The 14,518-nt window shown below is 51.3% G+C and carries 10 protein-coding genes and 1 other annotated feature; of the genes, 7 read left to right on the forward strand and 3 right to left on the reverse strand.

What is annotated here, in order from left to right:
• Positions 1-36: 36 nt before the first annotated feature.
• Positions 37-131 (reverse strand) — a sequence feature (Trp leader region).
• The 4 genes from BZG13_RS15575 (at position 67) to rluB (ending at position 3,463) form a co-directional block, all read left to right on the forward strand.
• Positions 67-195 (forward strand): hypothetical protein, encoded by a 129-nt coding sequence (locus BZG13_RS15575; RefSeq protein ID WP_274533809.1) that lies wholly within the window; start codon positions 67-69, stop codon positions 193-195. (Overlaps the previous feature by 65 nt.)
• Positions 196-547: 352 nt before the next feature.
• Complete coding sequence (gene rnm / locus BZG13_RS05725) at positions 548-1,450, forward strand: RNase RNM (protein WP_077485743.1); 903 nt, start codon at positions 548-550, stop codon at positions 1,448-1,450.
• A gap of 106 nt (positions 1,451-1,556) precedes the next feature.
• On the forward strand, positions 1,557-2,177 hold the full coding sequence (locus tag BZG13_RS05730) for an L-threonylcarbamoyladenylate synthase (RefSeq protein WP_069362606.1): 621 nt from the start codon (positions 1,557-1,559) through the stop codon (positions 2,175-2,177).
• A 308-nt stretch (positions 2,178-2,485) separates the two neighbouring features.
• Positions 2,486-3,463, forward strand: coding sequence for a 23S rRNA pseudouridine(2605) synthase RluB (gene rluB, locus BZG13_RS05735; RefSeq protein WP_069362605.1), 978 nt, complete (start codon positions 2,486-2,488; stop codon positions 3,461-3,463).
• A 307-nt stretch (positions 3,464-3,770) separates the two neighbouring features.
• On the opposite strand, the gene BZG13_RS05740 is transcribed toward rluB, so the two are convergent.
• On the reverse strand, positions 3,771-4,514 hold the full coding sequence (locus tag BZG13_RS05740) for a YciK family oxidoreductase (RefSeq protein ID WP_069362603.1): 744 nt from the start codon (positions 4,512-4,514) through the stop codon (positions 3,771-3,773).
• Positions 4,515-4,639: 125 nt separating this feature from the next.
• On the opposite strand from BZG13_RS05740, the gene sohB reads away from it, so the two are divergent.
• The 3 genes from sohB (at position 4,640) to BZG13_RS05755 (ending at position 9,775) form a co-directional block, all read left to right on the forward strand.
• Positions 4,640-5,692 (forward strand): protease SohB, encoded by a 1,053-nt coding sequence (gene sohB, locus BZG13_RS05745; RefSeq protein ID WP_077485745.1) that lies wholly within the window; start codon positions 4,640-4,642, stop codon positions 5,690-5,692.
• A 386-nt stretch (positions 5,693-6,078) separates the two neighbouring features.
• Complete coding sequence (gene topA, locus BZG13_RS05750) at positions 6,079-8,709, forward strand: type I DNA topoisomerase (RefSeq protein ID WP_077485747.1); 2,631 nt, start codon at positions 6,079-6,081, stop codon at positions 8,707-8,709.
• Between the two features lie 142 nt (positions 8,710-8,851).
• The gene (locus BZG13_RS05755) at positions 8,852-9,775 is read left to right on the forward strand and encodes a TIGR01212 family radical SAM protein (protein WP_077485749.1); all 924 of its coding nucleotides are present in this window, start codon (positions 8,852-8,854) and stop codon (positions 9,773-9,775) included.
• Here BZG13_RS05755 and BZG13_RS05760 read toward each other — a convergent pair.
• Both BZG13_RS05760 and BZG13_RS05765 read right to left on the reverse strand, forming a co-directional pair.
• Positions 9,762-12,890, reverse strand: coding sequence for an efflux RND transporter permease subunit (locus BZG13_RS05760; RefSeq protein ID WP_077485751.1), 3,129 nt, complete (start codon positions 12,888-12,890; stop codon positions 9,762-9,764). The two genes, BZG13_RS05755 and BZG13_RS05760, sit on opposite strands and share 14 nt — an antisense overlap.
• On the reverse strand, positions 12,883-14,028 hold the full coding sequence (locus BZG13_RS05765; protein WP_077485753.1) for an efflux RND transporter periplasmic adaptor subunit: 1,146 nt from the start codon (positions 14,026-14,028) through the stop codon (positions 12,883-12,885). Before BZG13_RS05765 ends, BZG13_RS05760 begins: the two co-directional genes overlap by 8 nt.
• Between the last annotated feature and the right edge of the window lie 490 nt (positions 14,029-14,518).

The raw sequence follows: 14,518 nt of genomic DNA on the forward strand, positions 1-14,518 counted from the left end.
GTAGTGGCACGATAACGCGTGATGCAAAATTGAGAGACAAAAACGCCCGCATCAGTGGCGGGCGTTGTGAATAAGGTAGCTGGTTATACAGCGCGTCACACCGCCCGTGAGGAGCCGTGCCACCAAATAAGTGCAACAGAGGTCATGGATGTCGCCAACACACTCACGGCCTGTGCGGCAGTGGGTGCGGTGTGAATCGAATGTGATCTAGACGCGGCGTTGAAATACATGCTGCGAGACTCCGTCTTGACTGTTACCCTTAGCGCCATATCGCTCCCCAAGACTGAGAAACGGTGCGCGTTAACTTGTGTACTAGTAAACTGATATTTTGCTTCTGTGTCAACGGGGAAATCGAAAAGAATGCAGAAAAAGTGCGGAATAAGCACACGATAATAAAGAACAAAGATATTCACCGTGCTCGCCGAGCGCTGATTAACTTGGCGCATTCGCATCGACTGAGCCCGCATGGCGCGTACTTAGCCTCAGGCTGATAAGACACAAACCGACAGTGCCAAGGCGCGAGCGCATTAAGGAAACCCGATACACCATGATCATTGATTTACATAGCCATACCACTGCCTCCGACGGCCGCCTATCACCAAAAGATTTGGTGCAGCGCGCTGTCGAGCGTCGCGTGGGCGTGTTGGCGATTACCGACCACGACACCACCGCTGGGCTGGTGGAGGCACAAGCAGAAATCGACCATCAACGCTTGCCTCTTACACTGGTCAATGGCATTGAAATTTCGACCTTGTGGCAGAACTTTGATATCCACATTGTAGGGTTGAATGTCGACCCCCAGCATCCGGCATTAACCGTATTGATTGCCGAGCAAGCTGAGCGACGCCAACAACGTGCTGAGCTGATTGCTGAGCGGTTAGAGCGCTCGCATTACACAGGGGCGCTTGCGGGGGCGCGTGAACTGGCTGGCGATGCGCCGCTCACCCGTGCGCATTTTGCGCGTTGGTTGGTCGAGCAAGGTCACGCGAAAACCATGCAAGCGTGCTTTAAGCGCTTTTTAACTCGAGGGAACACCGGCTATGCACCGCCTAATTGGTGTTCGATTGCAGATGCGGTTGCGGCGATCCATGAGGCCGGTGGGCAGGCGGTGCTTGCTCATCCGGGCCGATACAAGCTCAAAGCCAAGTGGTTGAAACGATTACTGACTGCGTTTTCTGACGCCAATGGCGATGCTATCGAAGTCGCTCTTCCTCAGCAGTCGCAACAAGAGCGTCGCTTGCTGGCCGATTACGCGCGAGATTATGGTTTGTTGGCCTCGCTGGGATCGGATTTTCATTATCCCTCTCCGTGGACAGAGTTGGGCCGCAATTTATGGCTACCCAAAGACAGTCAGCCGGTTTGGCATGACTGGACATGGTTAGACGCAGCGGAACAAAAATGGCAATCAGCAAATCAACTAGATAGCGACAAGCCAGACGCGTTACAATAACGAGATACGTTATATTGATAGCGATAAGGATTATCCGGCGCGCAGACCATTCACGCTGGATTTGCGGTGCGCATCCCGATGGGGTCAAGCTACAGCAGGAGGAACCATGAGTCAGTTTTTTTATGTCCACCCAGAGAACCCGCAAGCGCGGCTGATCAAACAAGCGGTGGAAATTGTCCGAAACGGTGGAGTGATCATTTACCCCACCGATTCGGGCTATGCGCTTGGCTGTCAGCTTGAGAACAAACAAGCGTTAGAGCGTATTTGCCGTATTCGCGATCTCGATAAAGATCATAACTTCACCTTGTTATGTCGCGATCTGTCTGAGTTATCACTGTATGCACGGGTCGATAACGTTGCATTTCGCTTGATCCGCAACAATACACCTGGCGCGTATACATTTATTTTCAAAGCGACCAAAGAAGTGCCAAAACGGTTGATGAATCCAAAACGGAAAACCATTGGCATTCGTGTTCCAGATAACCAAATCGCCCTGGATTTGCTCGAGGCGCTGGGTGAGCCGCTAATGTCGACCTCACTGATTCTGCCCGGTAATGATTTCACCGAATCCGATCCCGAAGCGATTCGCGATCAATTAGAGCACAGTGTGGATTTGATTATGCACGGTGGTGTATTAGGTGAGCACCCCACTACAGTGGTCGATTTTAGCGAAGGCTTGCCTGAAATTCGCCGTCATGGCAGTGGTGATCCCGCCCCGTTTGATTAATGCTAGACGACAGGTGAACCAACGCGTCGTGTCGCGCGTACTTATCCATGCAATGTTCTTGTTCTGATGTTGCGTCAACCTGTGGTTGACCTTCCATTCCCGCCCAGCCACCTTGCTGGGCGTTTTTTTGTCCCGGTGTTTTGCTATTGACTCAGCCACAACAGTTGATATGCCGTGAACGCGTGAAACTGGTTCTCTATCTCTACGCTTATTGGTATCATACACGGCTGGCTAACTTATTATCGTTAGCTCTTATGCCAACCGAGACAGTGATGACGCCTGTGAAGGCGACAGTAAGGTAAGAAAACATGAGCGAAAAATTACAGAAGGTGCTAGCGCGTGCTGGCGTAGGTTCACGCCGCGAGATGGAAGGCTATATCCAAGCCGGTCGGGTGAGTGTTAATGGTGCTGTTGCCAAACTGGGTGACCGCCTTGATGATCCCAGTGCGTTGGTGCGTGTTGATGGCCACGCGGTGCAGCTTAATGCGCCTTCTGAGTCTGTGTGTCGCGTTCTTGCATACAACAAGCCAGAGGGTGAGTTGTGTACGCGAAGCGACCCAGAGGGGCGTCGTACCGTATTTGATCGCTTACCTAAATTGAAAGATGCTCGTTGGGTTGCGGTTGGCCGTTTGGATGCTAACACCTCAGGCTTAATGCTGTTCACGACCGACGGTGAATTAGCGAATCGCTTGATGCACCCAAGCCGCCAAGTGCAACGTGAGTACATGGTGCGTGTGTTTGGTGACGTGAACGAAGATATGGTGAAAAACCTGGTTCACGGCGTAGAACTAGATGATGGCGTGGCACGCTTTGAAGACGTCGTTTATGCGGGCGGCGAGGGCATGAATCACACCTTTTATGTGGTGATCACTGAAGGACGCAATCGTGAAGTGCGTCGTTTGTGGGAAACCCAAGGTGTGACGGTAAGCCGTTTGAAGCGCGTGCGTTACGGCGATATCTATCTTGAAAAAGACTTGCCGCGTGGCGGTTGGCGTGAGATGGACCTTAAAGAGGTCAACTATCTGCGCGAAATGGTAGAGATGAAGCCAGAGTCGCAGACGGTGATCACGCCAGAAGATCAAAAGCGTAAAAAATCGCGCCAGAAAATTCGCCGTGCGGTCCGTCGCTACGAGGAGCGTATCGACAGCAATGATAAGCCGAAGAAAACACGCCAGGCTCGTCGGGGTAATGGACCCGCAGCAGGGCCGAAAGGCGGAAGCCCGAAAAAGGGTAATCAGCGCTCGGGCGCGCCACGTGGTAAAGGCAAACCAAGAACGCGTAAGTAAGTCTGCGTGATGTTCGCTAAAGCCCGGCCATGTGCCGGGTTTTATTTTTGTGTGACGGGGTCGCTGTCGTCCTGCTCTTTATTATTGATAGCAGCCATCTCATGCTAGCCGATCGCAAGCATCACCGTCGCTATCAGGTGCAAAACTGTCCCTATCTGCGACAAACTTGTTCGATAAAACCACTTACAGCTGTTTTGATGAATTGAACTGTTGGTATGGGGACGAGCGCAACATCAAAGTCAAACTCAGCATCGATTTTTAAATCGGTTTGCTAAAACGAGCGCCCCCAACCATGGGGGCGCTGTGCTTAGCGCTTAGGTTGTGCATCGATACATTGTCCGTGCTCACCAATACCTTCTGGTGCCATCAGATACAGATAGAGTGGCATAATATCCAATGGTGTTTTCAGTGTTTCTGGATCTTCCCCTGGGAACGCGCTCGCGCGCATACTGGTGCGGGTACCGCCTGGGTTGATGGCGTTGACACGTACCTTGGTATCAGACATTTCATCTGCCAGTACTTGCATCATGCCTTCGGTCGCGAACTTAGAAATCGCATAGCTGCCCCAATAAGCCCGCCCTTGGTGGCCGACAGTCGATGTGGTAAACACCACGCGAGCATCGTCAGACTTTTTCAATAATGGCAACAGGGCTTGCGTCATCAGCATGGTCGCTTTGACATTCACTTGCATCACATCGTCATGTGACTTTTCATCAATTTGATCGAATGGGCTAAGCACACCGAGAAGGCCAGCGTTGTGCAACACGCCGTCTAAGCGCCCGAACTGCTGTTCAATGGTATCTGCCATATCCAAATAATGCTGACGCGTGGCACCCAGCATATCCAGTGGGATAATCGCTGGCTGTGGCGCGCCCATGGCATCAATTTCATCGTATACTGCTTCAAGTTTTTTCACGGTGCGGCCGAGAAGAATGACAGTGGCCCCTTTCTCTGCATAGCTAAGTGCGGCTTGGCGGCCAATGCCAGCGCCTGCACCGGTCACCAAAATCACACGCCCTTCAAGCGCGTTTGAGCTTACTTGGTAGTCCACGATATAAATCCTTATTTATTGTTAAACGTAGATTATTGTAAGGTTGCAGGTAAAGTGTGACAACCAAGTGCGTGATGTACGGTTAACGGCATTGCCAACGTAGCGATAAAAAAGAGGATACAACATTGGATTTCATTGCGGATTATGGGCTTTTTCTGGCCAAAGTCGTCACTTTCTTATTGGCGGCATTTGTGTTGGTCGCTTTAGTGCGCGCCGCGAGTGACAAAGGGGGTCAAAAGGGCAGCCTGAAGCTCACTGACTTAACTGAGCGGTTTAAAAATTATCGTCAATCGTTAGAGCAGCATTTGTACAATGAATCGTCGTTAAAAGCGCGAGAGAAAGACGAGAAAAAAGCCAAGAAAAAGGAAGAAAAGGCGCAAAAAGCCGCAGCCAAAAAGCAAAACGAGCCAACGGGTCAACGGGATCCACAATTGTTTGTGATCCACTTTAAAGGCAGCATCGATGCTCGCGAAGTGGAGGCGTTGCGAGAAGAAGTCACGGCGATTTTGTCGGTAGCAACCGATCAGGACGAAGTCTTGGTCAACGTCGAGAGTGGTGGCGGTATGGTGCATGGCTACGGCCTAGCAGCGTCTCAGCTGGCACGCTTCCGTCAAGCAGGGGTGCCCTTAACCGTGGCGGTCGATAAAGTGGCGGCAAGCGGCGGGTACATGATGGCATGCGTCGCGGATAAGTTGATTGCAGCGCCGTTTGCGATCATTGGCTCGATTGGAGTGATTGCCCAGCTACCCAACTTTAACAAGTTGCTTAAGAAAAACGATATTGAATTTGAGCAGCTGACCGCCGGTGAATTTAAGCGCACGCTAACCATGTTTGGTGAAAACACTGACAAAGCACGCGAGAAATTCAAAACGGAACTGGAAGAAACCCATGGCCTGTTCAAAGCGTTTATCAGCGAATATCGCCCGTCTCTCAATGTCGATAAGGTTGCCACCGGTGAGCACTGGTTTGGTAACCAAGCATTGGAGCGAGGATTGATTGATGAGGTCTGTACCAGCGACGAGTATTTATTCCAAGCGGCGAATAACGAGCGAAAAGTGCTGTCGGTGTCGTACCAGCAGCGTAAAAACATTGCGGAAAAACTGGCTGGCGCATCCGCGGAGGTGGCCGATCGCGTGCTGCTAAAATGGATTAGTCGTGGCCAGCGTCCGTTGGTTTAATTCATTTCCTGTGTGCTGTCTGTTGGCGCTAGACGTTAGACAACGGAGAGAAATAGCGGCAACAGGCGCACGATAATGAGCGAAATAGCCATAATAATGTGAGCCAAGCCAAAGATTACCGCATCCATTTAGCTATTTTGCGTGCGGCAATGGTAATGATTAGCGCGTTTCTGCCGGAAACCGGCATGAAGATCAACCGGGACATTACCATCACAATTGCGTAACAATTGTGGAAGGGACGAGCAATCAGCGTGTTTTGCTGCGAATTTAGTTGATATTCGGCTAGACTCGCTCAATATTGTAAACAGATAGCGGCACTCCAGCATGGAAGTGCAACGCAACGAATTTTCGACAGTTTTAGCGCAAAGGGCGTCAATTAGGTCATTATGGGCAAATCTCTCGTCATCGTGGAGTCCCCAGCAAAGGCGAAAACGATCAACAAATATCTCGGCAAAGACTTCGTGGTGAAGTCGAGTGTCGGGCATGTTCGTGACTTGCCAACTGGAGCGACGCAAGGCGGTAAAAAGGCCGCACCTGTGTCCACGAAAGGGCTCAGCGCCGAAGAAAAAGCGCGAATTAAAAAAGAAAAAGAACAGAAGGCGCTCATCAATAAGATGGGCGTTGATCCTTACAATGGCTGGCAAGCGAAATACCAAGTGTTGCCCGGTAAGGAAAAAGTCGTCGCCGAGCTTAAGTCACTGGCTGAGCAAGCGGACAACGTTTATCTCGCAACGGATTTGGACCGCGAAGGGGAGGCCATTGCTTGGCACCTGCGCGAACTTATCGGTGGTGATAACGACCGTTTCAAGCGTGTCGTGTTTAATGAGATCACCAAAAATGCGATTACACAGGCGTTTGAAGCGCCGGGTGACGTCAATATTGACGGTGTTAATGCGCAGCAAGCGCGTCGTTTCCTAGACCGTGTGGTGGGCTTTATGGTCTCGCCGCTGCTATGGAAGAAAGTGGCGCGTGGCCTATCGGCCGGTCGTGTGCAGTCGGTCGCAGTCAAGCTGCTTGTTGAGCGAGAGCATCAAATAAAGGCCTTTATTCCCGAAGAGTTTTGGGATGTGCATGCCGACACGCTCACACCGAAAGAGCAAGCACTGCGTTTGCTCGTGGCGCAGCACAACGGCAAGGCTTTTAAGCCGAAGAACAAAGATGAGGCCATGGCAGCGGTATCGGCGCTTGAGTACGCTAGCTTTGTGGTGCGTGATCGCGAAGATCGCCCGTCAACCAGCAAACCATCAGCGCCTTATATCACCTCAACATTGCAACAGGCGGCAAGTACACGCCTGGGCTTTGGGGTGAAAAAAACCATGATGCTGGCGCAACGTTTGTATGAAGCCGGTTATATCACTTACATGCGTACCGACTCGACCAACCTCAGTAAAGAGGCGGTCGAAGCGGCTCGTGGCCATATTGCCAGCGAATTCGGTGAGAAATATTTACCTGAGTCGGCCAATGTCTACGGGGCTAAAGCCAACGCACAAGAAGCGCACGAAGCGATTCGGCCTTCTGATGTAGGGGTTAAGGCCGATGATTTGCAGGGCATGGACCCCGATGCGCATCGTCTATACGACTTGATTTGGCGCCAGTTTGTGGCCTGCCAAATGGTACCGGCAAAATATGACTCGACCACTTTGACGGTCGATGCGGGCGATTACACCTTGAGAGCCAAAGGCCGTACGCTGCGCTTTGACGGTTGGACGCGGGTACAGCGTCCTTCTGGTAAAAATGAAGATCAAACCTTGCCAGCGGTTGAGGTCGGTGAATCACTGACACTCGACAAGCTTGCTCCCAAGCAGCACTTTACCAAGCCACCCGCCCGTTATACTGAAGCGGCTTTGGTTAAAGAATTGGAGAAAGCGGGCATTGGTCGTCCATCGACGTATGCGTCTATTATTTCCACCATTCAAGATCGTGGTTATGTGCGGGTCGAAAATCGTCGCTTCTATGCTGAGAAAATGGGCGAGATTGTCACAGACCGCCTCAACCAAAGTTTTGCCGATTTGATGGACTATGACTTTACCGCTCGCATGGAGGCATCACTGGATAAAATCGCGGAAGGTCAAGCTGACTGGAAAGGGGTACTTGACGACTTTTTTGCCGATTTCACCGCAGAGCTTGAACAAGCCGAGCAGGATGAAGATGAAGGTGGTATGACGCCCAATAACATGGTGATGACAGATATCGACTGTCCAACCTGTGGGCGTAAAATGGGGATTCGTACCGCTTCGACTGGGGTGTTCCTCGGCTGTTCGGGTTACGCATTACCCCCGAAAGAGCGGTGTAAAACCACCATCAATCTGATGGATGAAGATGGCATTGTTAATGTGCTCGAAGAGGACGTTGAGACCGCTGATCTACGGGCGATGAAGCGTTGTCCGATTTGTGAAACGGCCATGGACTCTTACCTCATTGATCAGCATCGTAAGTTGCATGTGTGTGGTAATAACCCGAGCTGTGAAGGCTACGTGGTTGAAAAAGGCGAGTTTAAGCCGAAAGGCTATGATGGCCCAGTGGTGGAGTGCGACAAATGTGGTAGCGACATGGTGCTGAAAAATGGTCGGTTCGGTAAATACATGGGGTGCACCAATGACGAGTGTAAGAACACGCGTAAGATCCTCAAAAATGGTGACGTGGCGCCACCGAAAGAGGATCCGGTGCACTTTCCAGAACTGCCATGCGAAAATTCAGACGCCTACTTTGTGCTACGCGATGGCGCTTCAGGCTTGTTTATGGCCGCGAGCAACTTCCCCAAATCCCGCGAGACACGCGCACCGCTGGTGGAAGAGCTTCATCGCTTCAAAGAGCGCATTTCGGACAAGTTCAAATACCTTGCCGATGCCCCGCAGGAAGATCCCGATGGGCGTCCTACTGTGGTTCGTTTTGCGCGTAAAACTAAAGAGAATTACGTGCGCAGCGAAGAAAACGGTAAACCAACGGGTTGGTCAGCCTTCTTTGTGGATGGTCAGTGGGAAGTCACTGATAAGCGCAAGAAGAAAGCCAAAGCCTAATAGGCGCACGCGCCAACGATTAAGCCCGCCGCTAAGGCGGGTTTGTTGTTTTAGAGAAAGCTTGCTCTTGCTTGATCCGCACCAATATCTCCTCGCCAACAGTTGTTAAAATCCCGCCTTTGTCTTTTACCGCTGAGGCGTCATGGAGCTGCATCAACTTGTTAATACACTAGGCCAAGACTTAAAACACCGTTATGGTGAACGTGTCCATAAGCTGACACTACATGGTGGTTTTAGTTGCCCCAATCGTGATGGCACGCTCGGGCGGGGCGGTTGTACCTTTTGCAATGTCGCCTCGTTTTCCGATGAAACCGCGCAGCACCAAACCGTTAGCGATCAACTGCGCCTGCGCTCGAAAGAGGTAGACCGAGCACGTCGTTATCTGGCGTATTTTCAAGCCTATACCAGTACTTATGGTGAAGTCGCGCGATTACAGGCTTTGTACCAGCAAGCATTAGCGCGTGAAAACATGGTCGGGTTATGTGTCGGTACACGGCCAGATTGTGTGCCTGACCAGGTGTTAACGCTGTTGGCGGACTATCGTCAACAAGGGTTTGAAGTCTGGTTAGAGCTGGGTTTGCAAACCGGCCATGATAAAACGTTAAAGCGCATTAACCGTGGCCATAATGTGTCGGTGTACGAGCGGATCACTCAACAAGCCCGTGCGCTCGGTATCAAAGTATGCACGCATTTGATTGTTGGCCTGCCTGGAGAGGGCATCACCGATCATCAAACAACGATTGACCGGGTCGTGAGCACAGGCACCGATGGCATCAAATTGCATCCGCTGCATATTGTTGAGGGGAGTACCATGGCGAAAGCGTGGCGGGCGGGGCGTCAAAGCGAAATCACATTAGACGCCTACGTCGACAGCGCCACTATGATGATCCAGCGAACGCCCCCTGAGGTGGTGTATCATCGCGTGTCTGCGAGCGCGCGTCCACCGACGTTACTGGCCCCTTCATGGTGCGAGAACCGCTGGTTAGCGATGACCGCCATTGCTAACCAGCTGGACCAACATGGCGCACAAGGCACCGCGCTCGGTACTGCTTTTACTGCGCGTTAGGCTCTGATTGTGAGGACGATACGCCGGGAGTCAGCCGACGCAGCAGTTGGCCAATATCTTGCAACATCAGATATAAACACGGCACCAAAAACAGCGTTAGCAAAGTGGCAAACATCACCGCAAAGCCAAGTGCAACAGCCATTGGGATCACAAACCGCGCTTGCAGGCTGGTTTCAAACATAATGGGGAGTACCCCCGCAAAGGTGGTGATAGAGGTCAGTGTGATTGCCCGAAAACGGGCACAGCCTGCGTCGATCACTGCTTGTTTGATCGCAACACCCGCGTTGCGCGCTCGATTAATATAATCCGTCATCACCAGCGCATCGTTGACTACCACGCCTGCGGCGGCAATCAAACCAAAGGTCGACATCATACTTAAATCAATATCAAACCAATAATGTCCCCAAATAGCCCCCGTTAAGCTAAAAGGGATCACCGACATGATAATCAGTGGTTGCGTATAGCTTTTTAAGGGCACGGCCAATAATGCATAGACCACAATCATCCCGGCAACAAAGAAAAGCTTTTGTTCATCTTGCTGGGCTTGTTGTTCTTCAATCGAACCACTGAGTTCACTAGTGACATCCGGATAATCGGCCAATACCTCTGGTATGACGGATTGTTGAATGGTTTCCACTACTTCATTGGGTTCGACTAACTCTTCATCAATCGCGCCATAGACATACACCGTTCTAAATCCTGCTTCGCGGCGCAGGCTACTCACCCCAGGTTGCTGTTCAAGTTTAACCACATCGCCCAACATGACTTGTTGACCGGTGGGGGTGGTGATCACGGCATAACGCAGTGATGAAAATGCTTCCCGCGTTAATTTGGGGTAACGCACCATGACTTTTATTTCTTCACCGTCACGGATTAGGCGTTGGGCTTCCGCGCCATAGAAACTCCCTCCTACCTGTTGAGCAATGGTGGTGAGATCCAGCCCCAGATCATGAGCCACGGGCGTGAGGGAAATGAGCACTTCCTGACTGCCTGAATCGATGGATGAGGACACATCGAAAAGACCCGCTTGCTGGTTAAGGCGCGACATTAAAGCACGTCCGGCCGCATTGAGTGTGTCGATGTTGGGCCCAAAGAGGAGAAAGCCAAACTCATCACCTTGTTCTCCACCATTCACGTCATCTTGAATGGTGAGTTTTTTAACTCCTGGGATCTCCGGCATCGCCTCACGCCAGCGCCGCGACAATTCGAAGGTGGTAAAGGGGCGCAATGTATCATCGACTAAAGGGATCACCAGTTGTCCCGAGGTTCGCCCTTCATTAAATACGAGCGTGTCTTGCACCATGGCTTGGCCCGTCTTGGCTTCTGTGGCGTTATCGACGCGGTAGACCATGCCTTCAATGGCTTTGAGTGCGGCAATGGTTTGCTCACTCGAGGCGTTATTGTTCATCTCAAGGCGAATATTGGGAAAATCATGCGGGACTTTGGGCGTCGGCACCATACGCACGTGGCTGGCAACCACCAACGAAATACTGATAGCTAATAAGGCAACAAACAATGCGAAAGCCGACCAGCGCCAATGTACCGCGAAGGTGACGGCGCGGCGGTATGGTCCATTGACAAAGCGATGGAATTGCCGATTAAAACGCGAGCGGAAGCTATTTGATTTTGGCGTGGAAAAGTGGGTGTGCGCCAAGTGAGCGGGCAAAATAAGCTTCGACTCTACCAAGCTAAAGATGAGACACAAGATGACGATTGACGCGATGCCAAAGAAAAAGGCGCGTTCAGGGCCGCTCGACATGATAAAAGGTGCAAAAACGGCAATGGTGGTGAGCACGCCAAAAGTGGCAGGGGTGGCAACACGCTGCGCCCCGGCGACAACGTTATTGACGCCGCCACCTTTGTGCTCCACTTCGGTATAAACACTTTCGCCGATAACGATCGCGTCATCGACGACAATCCCCAACACCATAATGAACGCAAACAGTGAAACGATGTTAATGCTGACCCCAATCACTGGCATTAGCATGACCGCGCCAAGAAAGCATACGGGCAAACCGATAAGCACCCAGAGGGCAAGTTTAAACCGCAAGAATAGTGTCAGCAGTAACGCAACCAGTACCGCCCCTTGTAATAAGTTTTTGAGCATCATATCAAGGCGGGCATTGAGGTAGTGTGTCATATCGACCACCGATTTGAGCGCCAGCCCGGCGGGCAATGTCGCGTTCTTTTCACTGATGTAACCTTTGACAGCGTCGGCGACAGTGACCATGTTTTCCGACGCCGTGGCGTTCACCGAGAGAAAAATCGCGTTTTGTCCTGAGTATTTAAAATAACGTTCGCCCTCTGTAAAGCCGTCTTTAATGGTGGCAATATCCTGTAGCAATAATCGACTGCCGTTGGGGCCAATTTTGATTGGGATCTGGCGAAATTCATCACCGCGGTAGCGTTGATTCTCGACCCGAATTGCAATCATGCCGCTGTCGGTGCGTACCTCCCCGGCAGAGAAATTGGCGGAGTAGCGGGCAATGGCGTCACTCACCTGATTAAGCGTGAGGTTATACTTGCGCAGAATACGGGGGGCCACTTCGATGGCAATTTCGTAGGTAGGGGCACTGAGCTCCACCAAGGTGACGTCCTTGAGTTGGAGGAGTTCGTCCTCAATGTCCTGTGCTGCGCGTTTAAGCTCAGTGAGTGGCTTATTGCCTACCACTGCCATCTGAATAACGGTTTGGCGAAACTCCACTTGCGCGACATTAAGCGGCTCCATCGACGCGGGGAGGTTAGACAGAGCGTCGACCTCTTGTTTTACGCGATCCAGGACGAGATTGAGATCTTCCCCAACATCCACTTCGATTTCGACTTGACCAAATCCGCGCCGCGCGGTTGAAACCACCGATTCGATCCCGGTGACATCTTTAATCGCCTCTTCGACTTTAACCAGAATACTTTCTTCGACCTCCTGTGGAGACGCCCCAGGATAGTCCGCTGTGATATGGATATAGTTGATTTCGATGTTAGGGAACATCTGTCGCTGAATGAAAAAGTAACTGGCAACTCCCATGATGATTACAAACACCATGATCAGGTTTGCCGCAACCGGGTTGTGGGCAAAATAGGCAATGAGCCCACGCGATGGCGTGTCAGCATTATTCATGTTCACCCTCCGGCGATACCTGCGATGCGACGCGAACCGTCATGCCAGGCTCGGGGAATTCAGGCAGCGTGGTAACCACTTGGTCATCATCGCTTAACCCTTGGTCAGCGTAGATATACTGGCCCTCCGTTCTTACCACGCGTAGCGTACGCGGGGTGAGTTTTCCCGCTTGGTTGACTACCCAAACTTGACGATTGTTTATCAAGGACTGCGGCAGCTTAAAGACGTTCTCCAACGTTGCCCCTTTGAACGTCGCCTCGATATAACTGCCAAAGGGTAGGGCAGGTTTATCCGATTGGGTGCCGTAAGGATCATCAAGGCGCACCACAACTCGCATCATGCGGGTGCTTTGCTCCACGATGCCGAGATCGCGCACGAGTCGTGCTTGGCGTTGAGCCAGTTCGCTGCCGTTGCGAGTAAGCTGAACCTCGATCCCCGCTAAGGGTGTGGGGAGAAAGAGGGTGTCGAAGCCAGCAATAGGCAAATGCACTTCCGCCGCCTCGATACTATTAAGGACCCCCACCGGGCTTCCTGCGTTGATGTACTGCCCAACCCCGACGTCTCGTGACACGACGAGTGCATCGTAAGGGGCAGTCACTTGGCAGTTGTCTAAGTCGCGTTGTGCACGTTTTAACGCTGCTTGTGCTGATTTTACGCGGGCTTTTGCACTGAGGACTTGTGGCTTGCGTAAGTAAAGATCGGTGACTTGTGAGGGAGGAAGGCTCTTTGCTTGACGTTTTGCCACCGCGGCCTGGGCTTGTTCTTCTATCAAGGCCGCTTTTGCACTGGCAAGGTCGGCTTCGGCATTCAGTACCGCGGCTTGATAATTCTCAGGCTCAATGGAAAACAGCACATCACCACGTTTAACAATGCCGCCAGCAACAAAGTTTGGATGCCAAGCGACGACTTCACCGGACACTTGAGCAGAAAGCTGTGTGGTCTCTACAGGGATGACCTCACCGTGCGCCCGTAAAACCACTTGGTGCTGGGTTGGGTGAACAACGCGTGTTTCAACAATCGGTGGTGGCGGGGACGCAGCATTTTCTTGGGGAGCGGACTCTGTTGCCGCGATGGCGGTATAGCCCAGATAGCCAAGACCGAGAATGATAAGAGGTAAAAACCAACGTAGTCCTTTCATTGATGCCGGGATCCTTTTTCGCCATGGCGTGGCGGTATATTGCACTATGGGGTGAGCTTAACGCTTCATTGACTAATCTATCACGCGAATCTGTTGATTGAATGACAGGTCAACCTAACTTTTGATGCGCATCAGTTTTTCTATAACAGCGAGTACGGCTTAATATGCAACAGCGATCGTTGTGCGGCGATGTAAAAAGCCCTCGATCGCGAGACAAGGCGTTGTCGCGGGGGAGTTCCGATGACGTAAACACAGTTGTAGTCGTGGTTATTTTTCATAATAAAATTACATAACTCCCAAATTCCATGCATTTTTTTGCCGTTTTTGACGATAATAAAATGTATTTTACGTAAAAAAATACCCTCATCTATCCATTCTCTGCTCGTTAATTTTGTAAGAAAAATAAGATTAGCGACTTTTGCCGTTTTTGACGTGATTTCGTGTTCGTATTCTATGATTTTTATTTCATTTTATTGACATTAAAATACGC

The organism is Salinivibrio sp. ML323 (assembly GCF_001995745.1).
Taxonomy (GTDB): Bacteria; Pseudomonadota; Gammaproteobacteria; order Enterobacterales; family Vibrionaceae; genus Salinivibrio; species Salinivibrio kushneri.